This window comes from Aeromonas sp. D3, from assembly GCF_027705025.1.
Taxonomy (GTDB): domain Bacteria; phylum Pseudomonadota; class Gammaproteobacteria; order Enterobacterales; family Aeromonadaceae; genus Aeromonas; species Aeromonas salmonicida.
In genome coordinates, this window is sequence record NZ_JAPDBE010000007.1 from 128,356 (window position 1) to 144,545 (window position 16,190).

The following is a 16,190-nucleotide window of genomic DNA, read 5'->3' on the forward strand; positions in this document are numbered from 1 at the left end:
CCATCCATGTCTTGCACCAGGTGATGCTGCTCACATTTTTGATGGACCCGCTGCAATCTCCGTACGTCGTCATCGCCGTTGATTTCCTGAACGCATAAGCTGTGTAATCGATAACACCCTCGCTTGTATTTTTTATTGCTTAGTAATCATCAACTTAAGAATGTTTCATTATTGTTTGTTTAGTAATTAAATGCTTCTGTGATGTAATAATTACAATTATGTGAGTTGTATCATGTCAGTGGTGGCTTGAATCTTTCTATAATCCACTCCGGCTAGTGAAAGCGCTTTCCCTCTGGATTGGTGAGCGTTCATCAAGATAACAATGCAACAGTGGAATAAAGGAATGACTATGAAAGTGAAGCTACTGACTACATCCGTTGCCCTGGCACTGTCAATGACAGCATTTAGTTCTAATGCTGTTGATTTTTCTGGTTATTTTCGATCCGGCGTAGGTGTATCCCAAGATGGGGATATGCAAACCGGCAATCAGAGCCTTGTCGGACGCCTGGGTAACGAAAGTGATACCTATACCGAAATTGGTATTGGTCAGGAGGTTTACAACAAGGACGGCAAGGTTTTCTACGTTGACAGCATGTTCAGCATGCAGAGCAATGGTTCCAATGATTATGAAAGCACGGCAACTGTCTGTGACTTTGATAAAAAGCAGTGCAGTGAAGATGCGACATTTGCCCTGCGTCAATTCAATGTGAAAGCCAAGGGGCTGATCTCTGCTGCCCCCGATGCTGTGGTCTGGGCGGGCAAGCGCTTCTATCAGCGCCACGATCTTCACATCATCGATACCAAATACTGGAATATCTCGGGTGCCGGTGCCGGTATTGAAAACCTCAAGGCGGGTCCGGGTGCATTCTCGCTGGCGTGGATCCGCTCTGATGGCAACGATATCGATAACTCGATTGTCGACAATGATCTGAACGTCAACTTCCTGGATCTGCGTTATGCCGGCTGGGCACCCTGGGAAGGGGCCTGGACTGAGGCGGGCGTCAGCTATGCCATACCCAATCCGACCGATGAGCAGAAAGCCACAGGTGGCAAGTACGATCCCGAGAACGGTGTCATGTTGACGGCAGAAATGAGTCAGTATTTTGCTGGCAGCGGCATCAACGAGAAGCTGGTGCTGCAGTATGCGAACAAGGGGCTTGCCCAGAACATGATCTCCCAAGGGGGCGGTTGGTATGACGTTTGGCAACTCACTGATGACGCCAAGGGTTACCGGGTGATCCTGACCGGTGATATTCCCCTGGGTGACAAGTTCTCTGTCAACCATGTCTTTACCTATGGTAAGGGTGAAAAACTGCAGGAATGGCACGACAACACTGAGTTGTTCAGTGCAGTGGCTCGTGGCGGTTATGCCTGGACCGATATCATGAAGACGCTGGTTGAAGCCGGTACATATGAAAGCACCAAGACCTGGACCAGTGGTTCTGAAGACAAGTCCAGTGGTCAAAAATACACCCTGGCGCAGGCCTGGTCTGCCGGCCCCAGCATGTTTGCCCGCCCAGAGATCCGTGTGTTTGCCAGCTACCTGAAAGATGGTGAAGGCGAGTCATTCAATGGGGGGGAAGATGACAGCACCTGGAACTTCGGGGTACAGGCCGAAGCCTGGTGGTAAGCGCCACACAGGTTGAACAATCAGGGAGCCATTGGCTCCCTTTTTTGTCCCGGACAAGGAGATCGCCGATGGGTTGGAAGGGGTGGCAACCGTTGTTGGGAGCCATGTTGCTGATGAGTGCATCGTCCATGAGCAAGGAGGGGGAACCCATGATTATCGGGGCGGATGTCTCCCATTTACCGCAGCTGGAAGCGGCCGGTGCCCGTTTTTATGATGGTGCGCGGCCAGAAGACTTGCTGGTTATCCTCAAGCGTCATGGGATAAATGCCATTCGTATCAAGGTCTGGAATGAGCCCGGCGAGCATGATCGCTTCCCGGCGGATCAGAGCGGGATTGAGGGGTATAACAACCCGGATCATGTGATTGCTCTGGCCAGGCGGGCCCATCGGATGGGATTCAGGATCATGCTGGACTTCCACTACAGCGACTGGTGGGCCGATCCAGGCAAGCAGCATATGCCGGTTGCCTGGCGTGACAAGTCCGTGGCCGTGGTCAGCGAGCGGCTCTATCAATTTACTCACCAGCTGATGAGCCGTTTGCAAAGGGAGGGGATCACCCCGGCCTGGGTTCAGGTGGGCAATGAGATCTCCAATGGCATGATGTGGCCGCTGGGGCGTTTGCCTCACTGGGATAATCTGGCCCTGTTTCTTACCGCAGGCGCTCGCGCCGTCAAGGCAGTGTCACCCTCGAGTCAAGTCATACTGCATCTGGATGCGGGTGGCGATAACGCGCGTTGTCGTCACTGGTTCGAAGAGATCCTCGCCCGCAAGGTTCCCTTCGATGTGATGGGACTCTCTTATTACCCGGTGTGGCATGGTGCCATGAGGGATTTGGCTCGCAACATGGTTGACCTGAGCAGTCGTTTTTCCCGTCCAGTGATCGTGGTTGAAACGGCTTACCCCTGGACACAGGGCAATGGGGATCAGCAGCAAAACATCTACACCCATACCGGGCCAGAGACCTATCCGATGACCCCGGTGGGGCAGCGCGACTTCCTGTGGCAGTTGCTGCGCGAGATCCATGGTGTACCGCAGGGGCGAGGTTTGGGTTTCTTCTACTGGGAGCCCGAGTTCATTGCGGTAGCGGGGGCTGGTTGGAAGCGGGGTGCGGGGAATGAGTGGGATAATGTGACCCTGTTTGATGCCGATGGCCGAGCTTTGCCGGCGCTCAGATCCTTGGCTCTGGCGGTGAGATCGGTGACGAAAAAAGAGTAAGGCTTGTTTGAAGCGCAGGGGGATGCCAAGAGCTCCCCCTGCTATCAGTGGTGATGTTGCGATCAGTTTTGCAGGAACGCATCCATGGCATAGGTGGGTTTGCCACCTTGATCCATCAGGCCGAGCGAGTAATTCTGCCAGCCGTTATGGCTCTGGGGTTCCCAGTAGAAGACGCCCAATCCCTTGTTGTCCGGGATCCATTTCATCTTGTTGAGCAGGTCGACCAGGGTGTCGTAGCTGTTTTTCGGATCATCCCAGGGCATGCCCACCTCCACTATCATTACCTCCTTGCCATGGCGGCTGACCATATCGGCAAGGTTGTCATAGCAACGGTTGTTCATGGAGAACCAATCGCCATTGCCGGTCTGGGTGGGGTAGATGGATGCGCCGATCACATCCCACTTGGCGCCATTGGCCTTGAGGCCGTCAAACATCCAGCGGTAAAGGGCATTGTTCTCGCAGTTGGCGAGATGGACTATCACCTTGGTCGACTTGTTGACGGCCTTGACGGCGTCATAACCACTGTTGATCAGCCAGGCAAAATTGCGCATGTTGGCCGATGCCTTGCCGTCATCCCACAGCATGCCATTGTTGGTCTCGTTGCCAACTTGTACCCATTTTGGCGTGATGCCGGCCTGCTTCAGGGCGACGAGCGAGTTGTAGGTATGCCAGTAGACGTTGGACATCAACTGCTCGAAGGTATAGCCCTGCCAGGCAGCCGGTTTAGTCTGTTTACCCGGGTCGGCCCAGCTGTCGCTGTAGTGAAAGTCGATCATGATATCGAGGCCCGCCGCCTTGGCCCGTTTGGCTTTGGCGATGACATCGTTGAGGCTATTCCAGCCTCCGGCCGGATTGACCCAGACCCGCAGCCGGATGGCGTTGATGCCGTGCTGCTTCAGGGTGAGCAACAAATCTTGCTGCTTGCCACTGTCGTTGTAAAACCTGTAGCCGGACTGCTCCATCTGGGTTAGCCAGCTGACGTCGGCTCCCTTGACCATGGCAGTACTTTCTGACGGGTAGAGCATGCTGGCGCCAAGCACCAGAGCACTGATCAAACTCAGTTTCATCCTTGTTTCTCCGTAATTGAAAAGGGGTCGGGCTCATGGCTGAACCCGGGGCAGGGGGAAGGTTGTAGGGCAATCGCCTGCCTGGATGCGCCATGGCCATGGCACATCCAGGCAGGCGCTGGGCAAACGTAATATGGGCCGGAGACGGCCCATGGGAGCGTTACTGCGCCTTGCTCACCGTCAGCTGGATGCTGGCCGGATCGCGGCGATCCAGGGTAAAGAGGTAGGCCCCATCCTCGAGGGGGGTGAACTTCATGTCGCTCCACTGGTAACCGGCCTTGACGATGACTGGCTTGCCGGCTTCCACCTTGCTGGCGGGGTCGAACTGGCCGTAGGTGGTATCACTCTTCCACTTCTCATCGGCAATCTTGAATTTGTAGGCGCCGTGGCCGGCTTGCAGGCTGGTGGTGACGGTGAGCAGATCAGGTTGACTCTGGACCAGTTGCTGGGCGGCCGGGGCCTCCCAGTTGTTCATCTCCCCGCGCAGGAAGAGAGGACGAGTCTGCGCCGTATCGGCCTCGGCGGCCCAGACTGGATGAAGGCAACCAAGCAGGGTAGCGGCCAGGAGCGTGTGTTTGAGCATTGTCGTTTCCTTGTGTTGTGTCTCAGTGGCGCCGGCCGGTGTCGACCGGCAATCGGTTACAGGCTGAATCGTTGTACCAGCGTGAGCTGCTGTTGTGAGAGCTGTTGCAACTGACTGCTGGTGTGGGCAACGCGGGTCAGCATCTCCTGGTTATCGTCGGAGATGCTGTTGATATTGTTCATGTTGCTGGCAATTTCTTGACTGGTGTTCTGCTGTTGCTGGGCAGCAATGGCGATCTGGATGCTGAGATCCGCCACCTGTTGCAGCGAGTTGGCGAGGTGGATGAGGGTGTGACGGGATTGCTCGCTGTCATCGGCGCAAAGTGCCATCACATCGGTGCAGCCACTTATGGTGGTGACGGCCCTGTGCACGCTCTGCTGTAGCGCCGTGATCATCGCCTGAATAGTGGTGGTGGATTCTGTGGTGTGCTTGGCCAACTGGCGTACCTCGTCTGCCACCACGGCAAAGCCTCTGCCCTGTTCTCCGGCTCTTGCTGCCTCAATGGCGGCGTTGAGTGCCAGCAGGTTGGTCTGTTCCGCAATCCGGCTGATGAATTCCAGAATGCTGCCTATGTTGTTGCCCAGCCCGTGAACCTCCTCGACGATGCGGCGCGAATCCGCCAGACGATGGGAGAGCTGGGTCATGCGCGTCAGGGTGTTTTCACTCATGGTGCTGGCGGAACGGGCTTGCGTCGACACCTCCTTGATCGTTTGCTGGGCATGTCCGGCGCTCTCTGCCACATCGCGTACCGTGTGCTCCATCTCGAGCATGGCGCTGGCAACACTGGCCGTTTCACTGCGCTGCTGCTCCAGTTGCCGCTGCGCATTGAGCTGGGCACACTGGTTCTGGTTGGCCATCTCCCCCAGCGAGCTGGCGGCCATCACAATTTGCCCCAGCATGTTGCTCATCTCCTGGGCGAGGGCATTGATCCCCTTGGCCAGTTGACCGAATTCATCCTGTTGCCGATGGCTGATGCGCCTTGTCATGTCACCCCGACTCAGGGCTTCGAGCACCGTCAGGGTCTGCTTGATGGGGGTTCGGATGGAGTGAATGATGCGCCAGAGCACCAGTGCGCTGGCGGCCAGCGACAGCAGCAGACCGACAAACAGCAGGGATTTCAGCTGGCTCAGGATCTGTTTGCTGCTCTGCACCCGCAGGGCAAGCTGGGTATCGATACTGTTGTCGATCTCCGCCAGCTCACCCAGCACCGAGTCGATGATACGGGTGGCCTGAGTGCTCTGGTTGCGCAGTTGATCGCTCTCTTGTGCCAGGCGAAGGTGGGTTGCCAGCAAACCTGCGTTGCCTGCGCTCTGTTGTACAACCCGGTCAAACAGGGTGCCCACCGACTGCTCCAGATCGATCTTGCCGCCAAAGGCGCTCTCCTGCTTGAGCAGTTCTGCCGCCAGTGTCTGGCGTTGGCGCTGGATAGCCTTGCTGAGTGTCTGGTTGCCGGCCAGTTGCCCCGCAATACGGGCCGCATCCTGCAGCTTCATCGCCGCCTGTGTATTGGTGAATAACAGCTCCAGCTGGTTGACCAGCGCATTCTTGAGTCCGGCTGTGTAGTGGGCACCCAGTGTTTCAACCAGCATGGCGAGATCTCCCTGCAGGCGCTTGTTGTCACGGGTCAGGGAGGTGTCTTCTGTCAGGATCTGCTGGCTCTTCAGGTTGGCGGCATAGCTGTCAACAATCTGGGTTGCAAGCTGCCAATAGGTCGTCTGCTGCTCGGTCAGGGCATGGATGCGGCTGATCATGGCCGGGTGGTGCGAGGCCTTGTTGCCAAGCAGTGCCAAGTCCTGTTCAAACGCCTGCTGCCAGCGTGCAAGCTCGGCTCGTCCCTTGCTGACGTCATCGCTCGCCTGCAGGGTGAGCAGGCCACGCAGCGCCTTGTCTTGCATAAACAAGTCTTTGGTCACCGAGCGACTTTGAACCAGAGTGGGAGCAACCTCGCCAGTCAGGATGTCGACCTGCATGGCCAACTGGTTGCCTGCTCGTAACGAGACCATTACGGCGAGAACCAGCAGAGTGATGATCAGACCAAAGCCCAATATCAGGCGCTGGATGATGGATATCTGTGGCATTGGTATTTTCATTGGTATCGCTTACATGTTGAGAGTGACATGGCTGACCGTCGATGAGGATCACCAATATGGTATTATTAGCCAGCTTTATCAGGAGGTTGGTGAGTGTGAGTCATACTTCACGACGCTTTATAGAGGCGTGTCCTTGTACTCAAATTCACTGATTTTGTGTAACTTTTCACTGTTTGTGGTTATTGTTACACCGCCATGGTGCTCAACCAAACAGGATTTAAACAGGGTTGAGAGCCGGCTCTCATTTCGCTGGTATTTTGTGCTGCAGGAAGGGAGTGCTTTGGGTCTGAGGTGAAGGGTGAGCGGCAGGGCATGGGATCAGGGAAGAAAAAAGCCCCCGGTATTGGCGGGGGCAAATCTGGCATGGATAAAAGCGGGTGTAGAGAAGGCAGAGGGGTTAGCGGCTGATCCGGGTGCCATCGGCGGCAAAGACAAGGCAGTGCTCAGGTGAGAAGAAAACATCGAGCTGCTGGTACGGCTTGAAGGCATTGTCACCGGGCAGCAGCAGCTTGAAGCCGTCGATGCCACAGCATTGGCCGAACAGATAAGTACTGTTGCCAAGGCGCTCAACCACTTCACAGGTGAAGGAGAGATGGATGCCATCACCGCCAGGAACCAGGTGCTCTGGCCTCAGGCCCAATGTGATAGTACTGCCAGCTGCCAGCTCGTTGGTGATGATGGGCAGGGTGATGGTTCTTTGCTCTGATAGTGCGAGCTCCAACTGGCTGGGAGACCAGCTAATGACCTGGGCTGGCAGGAAATTCATCTTGGGTGAACCGATAAAGCCGGCCACAAACTGATTGACTGGTTTGTAATAGAGATCCATGGGTGAGCCGACTTGCTCCACCTTGCCGTAGTTCATCACGACTATCTTGTCTGCCAGTGTCATGGCCTCGATCTGGTCATGAGTGACATAAATCATGGTGGTTTTCAGCTCCTGGTGCAGCTTGGCGATATGCAGGCGCATCTCGACCCTCAGTTCGGCATCCAGGTTGGAGAGGGGCTCATCAAACAGGAACACCTTGGGGTTGCGCACTATGGCACGACCAATGGCAACCCGCTGCCGTTGTCCCCCCGAGAGCTGTTTTGGTTTGCGGTCAAGAAGATGGGAGAGTTGCAGCGTCTTGGCAACCATGCCGACCTGATGCTGGATCTCATCCTTGGGCACTCCGTTCACTTTCAATCCATAACCCATGTTTTCAGCCACAGTCATGTGGGGATAGAGGGCATAGGACTGGAATACCATGGCGACGCCACGGTGGGCAGGGGCAACATCGTTGACCACAGTGCCCCCGATTGCGATATGGCCGTCGGAGATCTCTTCCAGACCGGCGATCATTCTTAGCAAGGTTGATTTGCCACAACCTGAGGGGCCGACAAAAACGGTGAATTCACCATCTTCCACCTCCAGATCTACATTGTGCAGTGTCACGTTGGTGCCGAAACGCTTGACAACACTGTTCAGACTGATACTCGCCATACTGCTAACTCCTTGATTATAAATCCAATCTGTCATGATGCTCGATGTCGTTTGTGACACGGGGAACACATCAGGAACCAGACATAAACAGCCGGAAACCCGCTTCGCGACGACTGCATACATCACTTGTGGCGGGAATATAACAGTGGAGTGTAACCGCTTGCACAAAATGCTGTTTCTTTTGTGTATGAGATCACAACCTTTGCATATGCTGCTGGTAGATATGACGTGCTCCGCTTACCGTAATCACATTCGGTGTAACCGTTACCCTTGTGGCGGCCCTCTCGGGTGAGTTCATGGAGGAGTGGCCTGGTGAGGTGTACCGGGAAAGCATACCGGATCTCATGGTACAGAACTGAAAGTGTATTATTAATCAATTAGTTATGTAATTTGTCGCGTTTTTTGGCAACGCAGCCTGCAACCCTTGCTGAGATTGTGTAGTGGCTTGGTAGACAGAGAGTCATACCCGTGTGATTGGAAAGAGTGAAATTATTACACACATTAGTTTGATGCACGGCAAAAAACACGACGGAACAATCATTTTAGCTTGAACAGGGACAAGGATAAAAGATGAAAATCAATAAGTTAACAGCAGTGATTATGTTGTCATTGGGGGCGGGCAGCCTGTTGAGCCATGGGGTGATGGCGGCAGAGGGTGAGCTGCTGGTGTGGGAAGACATCAAGAAGTCCAATGGCATTGAAGATGCGATCAAGGCATTCGAAGCCCAGTACAAGGTGAAAGTGAAGATCCAGGAGATGCCATATGCGCAGCAAATCGAGAAGCTGCGGCTGGATGGCCCGGCAGGCATAGGTCCCGATGTACTGGTCATTCCCCATGATCAGGTCGGTGGTGCCGTGGTGCAGGGGCTGCTGTCCGAACTCAAGGTGGATGCCAAGTACATGGACAGCTTTACCAAGCCCGCCGTGGATGCGCAGACCTATGAAGGCAAGTTGTACGGTATTCCTAAAGCGGTCGAGACCATAGTACTGGTGTATAACAAGGACATACTGCCAAAAGCACCGGAAACCTTCGATGACTTGATCAAAGTTTCCAAAGAGCAGCGCGCCGCCAACAAATATGGTCTGCTAGCCAAATTTGACGAGATTTATTACTCATATGGCGTCGTTGCCGGTATGGGGGGATATATTTTCGGCCAGAATGCCAATGGTTCCCTGAATGTGAACGATATCGGGCTGGCCAATCAGGGGACGATTGATGCGGTCACCTTCCTCAAATCGTTCTACGCGGATGGCTTGTTCCCGGCAGGGATCGTCGGTGAGACAGGTGCAAATGCCATCGACTCGCTGTTTACCGAGAAAAAAGCTGCTGCCGTTATTACTGGCCCCTGGGCATTCAAACCTTACCAAGACGCCGGCGTGAATTATGGGGTGGCACCACTGCCCACTCTACCAAATGGCGAGCACATGCGATCTTTCCTTGGGGTAAAGGGATACAGCGTCTCTACTTATTCCACTCAGAAGGAGTTGGCTCAACAATTCATCGAATTTATCAACCAGCCTGAATACGCCAAAATTCGTTTTGAGAAGACAGGTGAGATTCCACCCGTCAAGTTACTGATTGATGATCCGGTTATCAAGGGGGATGAGAAAGCAAGGGCCGTTGCCATCCAGGCCGGTTATGCCGTTCCCATGCCAAGTGTACCGGAAATGCAAGAAGTATGGACGCCCTCCAATAGCGCTCTGCAATTGAGCGTGACCGGCAAGCAAGATGTCAAGGCTGCCCTGAATGGTGCCGTTAAAACCATCAATATGCAGATTGAGGCAAACCACGCAAACCGGGATTAACGATACGCAGGCGTTACGCCTTGCCTGCATGGGTAGTATTAAGCTGCTTGATGCTACCCATGTTTCTTTAAGGATAGGAGGTATATTGTGGTTGTCGATTCCAGCGAAATCGCACAGGTTGGTTTAAAAACCCAGCACGCCAAGATTGCGGCATTATTATCGCTGATCCCGGGCTTTGGTCAGTTTTATAACAAGCAGTTTATCAAAGGTGCGCTGTTTTTTATCGTCATGTCTTGTTTCCTTGGCGTATTCAATGACTTTTTACAACAAGGATTTTGGGGGCTATTTACGCTGGGGACCGAGTTGCCGAGAGATAACTCAGTGTTTCTGCTGGCTAAAGGGGTGATCAGTGTCTTGATCGCGACGTTTGGTCTCGGTATCTATTACTGGGGGCTCCGCGATGCTTATCTCTGTGGTGAAAAGCGGGATCAGGGCTATGCATTATCTGGTATCAGAAAACAATATCAGCTTTTGTTGAGTGAAGGTTTCCCTTATCTGATGATCACCCCGGGTTTTATTCTGCTGGTGTTCGTGGTGGTCTTTCCTATTATTTTTGGTTTTTCTATTGCCTTTACCAACTATGATTTGTATCACACGCCACCGGCCAAGCTGGTTGACTGGGTTGGGCTGAAAAACTTCTTTAATATATTTCGTCTGGATCTGTGGCGTTCCACCTTGCTGGACGTATTGCAGTGGACAGTGATTTGGACCCTGATTGCGACCACATTGCAATGTTCGGTTGGTGTCCTGTTGGCGATCCTGGTCAATCAGAAAGACCTCAGGTTTAAAGCGCTCATTCGCACCATTTTGATATTGCCATGGGCAGTGCCAGGTTTTGTCACCATTCTGGTTTTTGCCGGCATGTTCAATGAAACCTTTGGGGTGATCAATAATGGCATTCTGGCGTCATTAGGTATTGAGCCCAAGCAGTGGATGACGGATCCTTTCTGGACTAAAACGGCATTGATCCTGATGCAAACCTGGTTGGGTTTCCCGTTTGTCTTCGCCATGACCACTGGCGTACTGCAGGCTATTCCTGACGATTTGTATGAAGCGGCTACCATAGACGGTGCCAGCACATGGCACAAATTGACCACGATAACCTTGCCGTTGGTACTCTATTCGATTGCGCCGATCCTGATTACCCAATACACCTTCAATTTTAATAACTTCAACATTATTTATCTGTTCAATAACGGTGGTCCGGCTGTAATTGGATCCAATGCGGGTGGTACGGATATTCTGGTCTCCTGGATTTACAAATTGACCATGTCCTCCTCTCAATATTCCATCGCGGCCAGCATTACGATTTTGCTGTCCATCTTCGTAGTTGGTATCGCGCTGTGGCAATTCCGCGCAACCAACTCCTTCAAGCAAGATGATATGGCCTAAGGAAAGCTGGAATATGAGCGTCAAACACAGTGTTAAAAAGAGTAACTTTATTCGGCTGGGCATCAGTTATGTGCTGCTGTTGATGGTCGCGGTGATCATCATCTATCCACTTATCTGGACTGTGGGGGCTTCCCTTAATCCGGGCAGCAGCCTGCTCAATACCTCGATCATGCCTGACAATCTGTCGTTCCTGCATTACCAGGAGCTGTTTGATGGCCGGATTGATTATGCCGCCTGGTATTGGAACTCCATGAAGATCAGCTTCCTGACCATGGTGCTCACCTTGATCAGCGTCAGCTTTACCGCCTATGCATTCTCCCGCTTCCGCTTTCGCGGTCGCCAGAATGGACTGATGCTGTTTCTGTTGCTGCAGATGGTGCCCCAGTTCTCGGCCCTGATCGCCATCTTCGTGCTGGCGCAGATGCTGGGTCTGATCAACAGCCATCTGGCGCTGGTACTGGTCTATGTGGGGGGCATGATCCCCATGAACACCTATCTGATGAAAGGCTATCTGGATGCCATTCCCAAAGATCTGGATGAATCGGCACGGATGGATGGTGCGGGCAACTTCCGGATCTTCATTGAGATCATCATGCCCCTCTCCAAACCTATCATAGCGGTGGTGGCCCTCTTCTCTTTTACCGGCCCGCTCGGTGATTTCATCCTGGCCAGTACCATCTTGCGTACCCCGGATCAATTCACCCTGCCCATCGGGCTCTATAACCTGGTCGCCCAGAAGATGGGGGCCAGTTACACCACCTATGCGGCCGGTGCCGTGCTCATCGCCGTGCCCGTCGCCATCCTTTATCTCTCACTGCAGAAGTACTTTGTTTCCGGCCTGACCGCAGGCGGAACCAAGGGCTAATCACACAGGACCTCAACGATGAAATTAAAAAACAGTTTGTTGGTGGCGGCCATGCTGGCCACTGGATTGACCATGATGGCCCCCTCGGTTCTGGCGGCTGAAACGGTGCAGATCCAGCCGGTCAAGGTGGCGGCTGACTTTATCAAGGGTGCCGATGTTTCCATGCTGGCCGAGGTAGAGAAGCACGGTGGCAAGTTCTTTGATGAGCATGGCAACCCGCAGGATGCCATGGCCATTTTGAAGGAAAATGGCTTCAACTATATCCGCCTGCGGTTGTGGGTCGAGCCCAAGGATGCTGATGGCAAGCCTTATGGTGGCGGCAACAATGATCTGGCGACCACCATAGCGCTGGCTCAGCGGGCCAAGGCCAATGGCATGAAGTTCCTGCTGGATTATCACTACAGCGATTTCTGGACGGATCCAGCCCGGCAGAACAAGCCCAAGGCATGGGCCAACATGAATATCGACCAGCTGACCGAGGCTGTGTATCAACACACCAAAACCACCATGGATGCCTTTGCCAAAGCCGGAGTCTTGCCGGACATGGTGCAGGTGGGCAACGAGATCAACGGTGGCATGCTGTGGCCGGAAGGCAAGAGCTGGGGCCAGAACGGGGGAGAATTCGACCGTCTGGCGGGTCTGCTGAATGCGGGGATCAAGGCAGTAAAAGAGCATGGGGATCAGATAAAAATCATGCTTCACCTGGCGGAGGGGACCAAGAATGACACCTTCATCTGGTGGTTCGACGAGATAACCAAGCGCAAGGTGCCGTTCGATATCATAGGTCTCTCTTACTACATCTACTGGAACGGCCCCATGAATGCCCTCCAGTACAACATGGATGACATCAGCAAGCGCTATGACAAGGATCTGATCGTGGTCGAGGCGGCCTACGGCTATACCACAGCCAACTGCGATAACGCCGAAAACAACTTCACCTCGAAAGAGGCGGATGACGCCGGGTATCCCGCCACGGTTCAGGGGCAGGCCAATTATCTCCATGATCTGTTGCAGGTAGTCACCAAGGTGCCGGAAGGGCGCGGCAAGGGGGTCTTCTACTGGGAGCCGGCCTGGTTGCCGACACCGGGCGCCACCTGGGCCACCAAGGCTGGCATGAAATACAACAGCGATGACTGGAAAGAGGGCAATGCCCGCGAGAATCAGTCGCTGTTCGATTGCCAGGGCAAGGTGTTGCCGTCCATCAAGGCATTCAACTAACCACCCATGACCGGCGGGCCTGTGTGCCCGCCGGCGATGATGTCCATCATATGGAGATAGTGCATGTTCAAGTTTCCCCCCCTGAGCAGCAAGGTGCCTGTCCTGTTGCACGGTGCCGATTACAACCCTGATCAATGGCTCGATGATCCTGCCGTGCTGGCCAAAGACATAGAGATGATGAAGCAGACCAACAGCAACGTGATGTCGGTCGGCATTTTCAGCTGGTCGGGTCTGGAGCCCGAAGAGGGGCGTTATGAATTTGGCTGGCTGGACCGGGTACTCGATACGCTCTATGCCAACGGCATCTATACCTTCTTGGCCACGCCGAGCGGGGCGCGTCCCGCCTGGTTGTCAACGGCCTATCCCGAGGTGCTGCGCACCGACAAAAACCGGGTCAAGGCACTGCACGGTGGTCGCCACAATCACTGCATGAGCTCACCCGTCTATCGTGACAAGGTGCGCCAGATCAACGGTGCCTTGGCCAAACGCTACGCCAACCATCCCGGTGTCATCGCCTGGCACATCTCCAACGAATACGGTGGCGAGTGTCATTGCGAGTTGTGCCAGCATCAATTCCGCGATTGGCTCAAAGCCCGTTACGGTACTCTGGATGCCCTGAACAAGGCGTGGTGGAGTACCTTCTGGAGCCATACCTTCACCGATTGGCAGCAGATAGAGTCCCCATCGCCCATTGGCGAAAGCACCATCCATGGTCTGAATCTGGACTGGAAGCGGTTCAATACGGCCCAGGTCAGTGACTTCTGCGCCGCCGAAATAGCCCCCCTGAAGGCGGAAAACCCGGCTCTGCCCGCGACGACCAACTTCATGGAGTACTTCTACGACTATGACTACTGGCAACTGGCCAAGGTCATCGACTTCATCTCCTGGGACAGTTACCCCCTCTGGCACAATGCCGAGGATGACTGCACCCTGGCGGCCTATACCGCCATGTACCACGACCTCATGCGTACCCTGAAAGGGGGGAAACCTTTCTATCTGATGGAGTCCACTCCCAGCCTGACCAACTGGCAACCCATCAGCAAACTGAAAAAACCGGGCATGCATATCCTCTCTTCCCTGCAGGCGGTGGCGCATGGCTCCGACTCGGTGCAGTACTTCCAGTGGCGCAAGAGCCGTGGCTCGGTGGAAAAATTCCATGGCGCCGTGGTCGATCATGTCGGTCACATCGATACCCGGGTTGGCCGCGAAGTACAGGCGCTGGGAGAAACCCTGAGCAAGATCTCTGCCGTGGCCGGCAGCAAGGTGGAAGCCAGCGTCGCCATTATTTTTGACTGGGAGAGCCGCTGGGCCATGGACAATGCCCAGGGTCCCCGCAATGCCGGTCTCTTCTATGAGAAGACGGTGGCCGAGCACTATCGCGCCTTCTGGGAGCAGGGTGTGGCGGTGGATGTGATCAATGCAGATTGCGATCTGAGCCCTTACTCGCTGGTCATCGCCCCCATGCTCTACATGGTGCGCGACGGCTTTGCCGAGCGGGTCGACGGTTTTGTCCAGGCGGGGGGGCGCTTCGTGACCACCTACTGGTCCGGCATCGTCAACGAGACGGATCTCTGTCATCTCGGCGGTTTCCCGGGGCCATTGCGGCCAGTGCTCGGGATATGGGCAGAAGAGATCGATAGTCTCTATGACCATGAGCGCAACGCCATCAGTGGCCTGCCGGATAATGAGCTGAGGTTGAAGGGACCCTATGAGGTGACTCAATTGTGCGATCTGATCCAGTTGGAAGGGGCGCGAGCTCTCGCCAGCTACGACAGTGACTTCTATGCCGGCCGCCCGGCGGTGACGGTCAACGATCATGGAAAAGGACAAGCCTATTACATCGCCTCGCGCAATGATCTGGCGTTTCAGCGTGATTTCTTCGGCAAGCTGATAGAAGCGCTGGCCTTGCCACGAGCCCTGGCCACCGAACTGCCGTTGGGGGTCACAGCCCAGCGTCGCACCGATGGTGAGCAGGAGTTTATCTTCCTGCAGAACTACACCTGTGAGGCAAGATCGGTGTTGCTGCCATCTGCTTTCACTGAGATGAGTTCCGGCCAGCCTCTGACAGGGGAACTTGCCCTGGAGGCTTATGGCTGCCGTGTCTTGAGCCGTCCGGTTCAGTAAACCCCGAGCCCGTCTTGTCGACGGGCTCTTTTGATTATTTCCCGGTGCGTGAGCTGCGGGTAAAAAAGGGAGACAAGCATGGTATCCATACACGATTTCAAGCGTCTGTTTGGTCTGGCTCTGGGCCACAAATCGCAACAAGGGCAGGAGCCAGAGGCTTTGTCCGGGCTGGATGAAGCGGTGACCCGGCAACTGGTGGCGGCATTTGGTGGCAAAGAGAACATAGAATCGTTTGATGCCTGTCTGACCCGGCTCAGGGTCAAGGTCAAGACGCTCTCGCCGGTAAACAGCGAAGCGTTGCAGCAGTTGGGCGCCATTGGCGTCATCATCATAGGGCAGGAGGTTCAGGCCATCTTCGGCAAGCGCTCTGACAACCTGCGCCGGGATCTCGCGAGCTGGTTTGAATAATGTGATCCGGCGCGATAGCGCCGGTCAACCCGCCTGTTCTGCCCCGTATCTGGTCACCCGTTCGTGACGCATGGCGCTGTTATGGGCTTGTCCAGGGCGCATAAACCGCAACTCATTACCAATTTCTCATCTCAATCATTGGACTGTACATGTCAGTAAATATGAAAAAGACCAAAATCGTCTGCACCATAGGTCCCAAGACCGAATCCAAAGAAATGCTGGCCAAAATGCTGGACGCCGGCATGAACGTCATGCGCCTGAACTTCTCCCACGGCGATTACGCCGAGCACGGTGGTCGTATCAACAACCTGCG

13 protein-coding genes are annotated in these 16,190 nt (G+C 54.5%); 9 read left to right on the forward strand and 4 right to left on the reverse strand.

Features of this window, described 5'->3' with window-relative positions; translation table 11 throughout:
- Positions 1-343: 343 nt before the first annotated feature.
- Together OKC28_RS06895 and OKC28_RS06900 are read left to right on the forward strand one after the other, a co-directional pair.
- Positions 344-1,630 (forward strand): maltoporin, encoded by a 1,287-nt coding sequence (locus OKC28_RS06895; RefSeq protein ID WP_256688215.1) that lies wholly within the window; start codon positions 344-346, stop codon positions 1,628-1,630.
- Between the two features lie 68 nt (positions 1,631-1,698).
- A complete protein-coding gene (locus tag OKC28_RS06900; RefSeq protein WP_219590107.1) occupies positions 1,699-2,844 on the forward strand; it encodes a glycoside hydrolase family 53 protein in 1,146 nt (381 codons plus the stop codon).
- A 62-nt stretch (positions 2,845-2,906) separates the two neighbouring features.
- Here the strand turns inward: OKC28_RS06900 and OKC28_RS06905 are convergent, their stop codons facing one another.
- The 4 genes from OKC28_RS06905 to OKC28_RS06920 all read right to left on the reverse strand — a co-directional run bounded on the left by OKC28_RS06905 (position 2,907) and on the right by OKC28_RS06920 (position 8,064).
- Complete coding sequence (locus OKC28_RS06905; protein ID WP_059112381.1) at positions 2,907-3,911, reverse strand: glycoside hydrolase family 53 protein; 1,005 nt, start codon at positions 3,909-3,911, stop codon at positions 2,907-2,909.
- Positions 3,912-4,071: 160 nt separating this feature from the next.
- A complete protein-coding gene (locus OKC28_RS06910) occupies positions 4,072-4,494 on the reverse strand; it encodes a hypothetical protein (protein WP_219590105.1) in 423 nt (140 codons plus the stop codon).
- Between the two features lie 56 nt (positions 4,495-4,550).
- The gene (locus tag OKC28_RS06915) at positions 4,551-6,572 is read right to left on the reverse strand and encodes a methyl-accepting chemotaxis protein (RefSeq protein WP_256688216.1); all 2,022 of its coding nucleotides are present in this window, start codon (positions 6,570-6,572) and stop codon (positions 4,551-4,553) included.
- Positions 6,573-6,981: 409 nt separating this feature from the next.
- Positions 6,982-8,064 (reverse strand): ABC transporter ATP-binding protein, encoded by a 1,083-nt coding sequence (locus OKC28_RS06920; RefSeq protein ID WP_256688217.1) that lies wholly within the window; start codon positions 8,062-8,064, stop codon positions 6,982-6,984.
- A 570-nt stretch (positions 8,065-8,634) separates the two neighbouring features.
- On the opposite strand from OKC28_RS06920, the gene OKC28_RS06925 reads away from it, so the two are divergent.
- The 7 genes from OKC28_RS06925 to OKC28_RS06955 form a co-directional block, all read left to right on the forward strand.
- Positions 8,635-9,870 carry an extracellular solute-binding protein gene (locus OKC28_RS06925; protein ID WP_256688218.1) on the forward strand — a complete coding sequence of 412 codons (1,236 nt, stop codon included), beginning with the start codon at positions 8,635-8,637 and terminating at the stop codon, positions 9,868-9,870.
- An 87-nt stretch (positions 9,871-9,957) separates the two neighbouring features.
- Positions 9,958-11,262 (forward strand): carbohydrate ABC transporter permease, encoded by a 1,305-nt coding sequence (locus OKC28_RS06930; protein ID WP_256688219.1) that lies wholly within the window; start codon positions 9,958-9,960, stop codon positions 11,260-11,262.
- Positions 11,263-11,275: 13 nt separating this feature from the next.
- The gene (locus OKC28_RS06935; protein WP_059112374.1) at positions 11,276-12,127 is read left to right on the forward strand and encodes a sugar ABC transporter permease; all 852 of its coding nucleotides are present in this window, start codon (positions 11,276-11,278) and stop codon (positions 12,125-12,127) included.
- An 18-nt stretch (positions 12,128-12,145) separates the two neighbouring features.
- Positions 12,146-13,345, forward strand: a complete 1,200-nt coding sequence (locus OKC28_RS06940; RefSeq protein ID WP_256688220.1) for a glycoside hydrolase family 53 protein — start codon at positions 12,146-12,148, stop codon at positions 13,343-13,345.
- Between the two features lie 63 nt (positions 13,346-13,408).
- Positions 13,409-15,469: a beta-galactosidase gene (locus OKC28_RS06945; RefSeq protein WP_256688221.1), complete on the forward strand. Its 2,061-nt coding sequence runs from the start codon at positions 13,409-13,411 to the stop codon at positions 15,467-15,469.
- 78 nt (positions 15,470-15,547) lie between these two features.
- The gene (locus OKC28_RS06950) at positions 15,548-15,877 is read left to right on the forward strand and encodes a glucose PTS transporter subunit EIIB (RefSeq protein ID WP_256688222.1); all 330 of its coding nucleotides are present in this window, start codon (positions 15,548-15,550) and stop codon (positions 15,875-15,877) included.
- A gap of 161 nt (positions 15,878-16,038) precedes the next feature.
- Positions 16,039-16,190, forward strand: a 152-nt coding sequence (locus OKC28_RS06955; RefSeq protein WP_270688371.1) for a pyruvate kinase, incomplete at its 3' end; no start/stop codon positions are given.

Excerpts from the sequence above, each read along its gene's own strand:
- OKC28_RS06895 (WP_256688215.1), top strand. The coding sequence starts at position 344 with ATGACTATGAAAGTGAAGCTACTGACTACATCCGTTGCCCTGGCACTG.
- OKC28_RS06900 (WP_219590107.1), top strand. The coding sequence starts at position 1,699 with ATGGGTTGGAAGGGGTGGCAACCGTTGTTGGGAGCCATGTTGCTGATG.
- OKC28_RS06905 (WP_059112381.1), bottom strand. The coding sequence starts at position 3,911 with ATGAAACTGAGTTTGATCAGTGCTCTGGTGCTTGGCGCCAGCATGCTC.
- OKC28_RS06910 (WP_219590105.1), bottom strand. The coding sequence starts at position 4,494 with ATGCTCAAACACACGCTCCTGGCCGCTACCCTGCTTGGTTGCCTTCAT.
- OKC28_RS06915 (WP_256688216.1), bottom strand. The coding sequence starts at position 6,572 with ATGCCACAGATATCCATCATCCAGCGCCTGATATTGGGCTTTGGTCTG.
- OKC28_RS06920 (WP_256688217.1), bottom strand. The coding sequence starts at position 8,064 with ATGGCGAGTATCAGTCTGAACAGTGTTGTCAAGCGTTTCGGCACCAAC.
- OKC28_RS06925 (WP_256688218.1), top strand. The coding sequence starts at position 8,635 with ATGAAAATCAATAAGTTAACAGCAGTGATTATGTTGTCATTGGGGGCG.
- OKC28_RS06935 (WP_059112374.1), top strand. The coding sequence starts at position 11,276 with ATGAGCGTCAAACACAGTGTTAAAAAGAGTAACTTTATTCGGCTGGGC.
- OKC28_RS06940 (WP_256688220.1), top strand. The coding sequence starts at position 12,146 with ATGAAATTAAAAAACAGTTTGTTGGTGGCGGCCATGCTGGCCACTGGA.
- OKC28_RS06945 (WP_256688221.1), top strand. The coding sequence starts at position 13,409 with ATGTTCAAGTTTCCCCCCCTGAGCAGCAAGGTGCCTGTCCTGTTGCAC.
- OKC28_RS06950 (WP_256688222.1), top strand. The coding sequence starts at position 15,548 with ATGGTATCCATACACGATTTCAAGCGTCTGTTTGGTCTGGCTCTGGGC.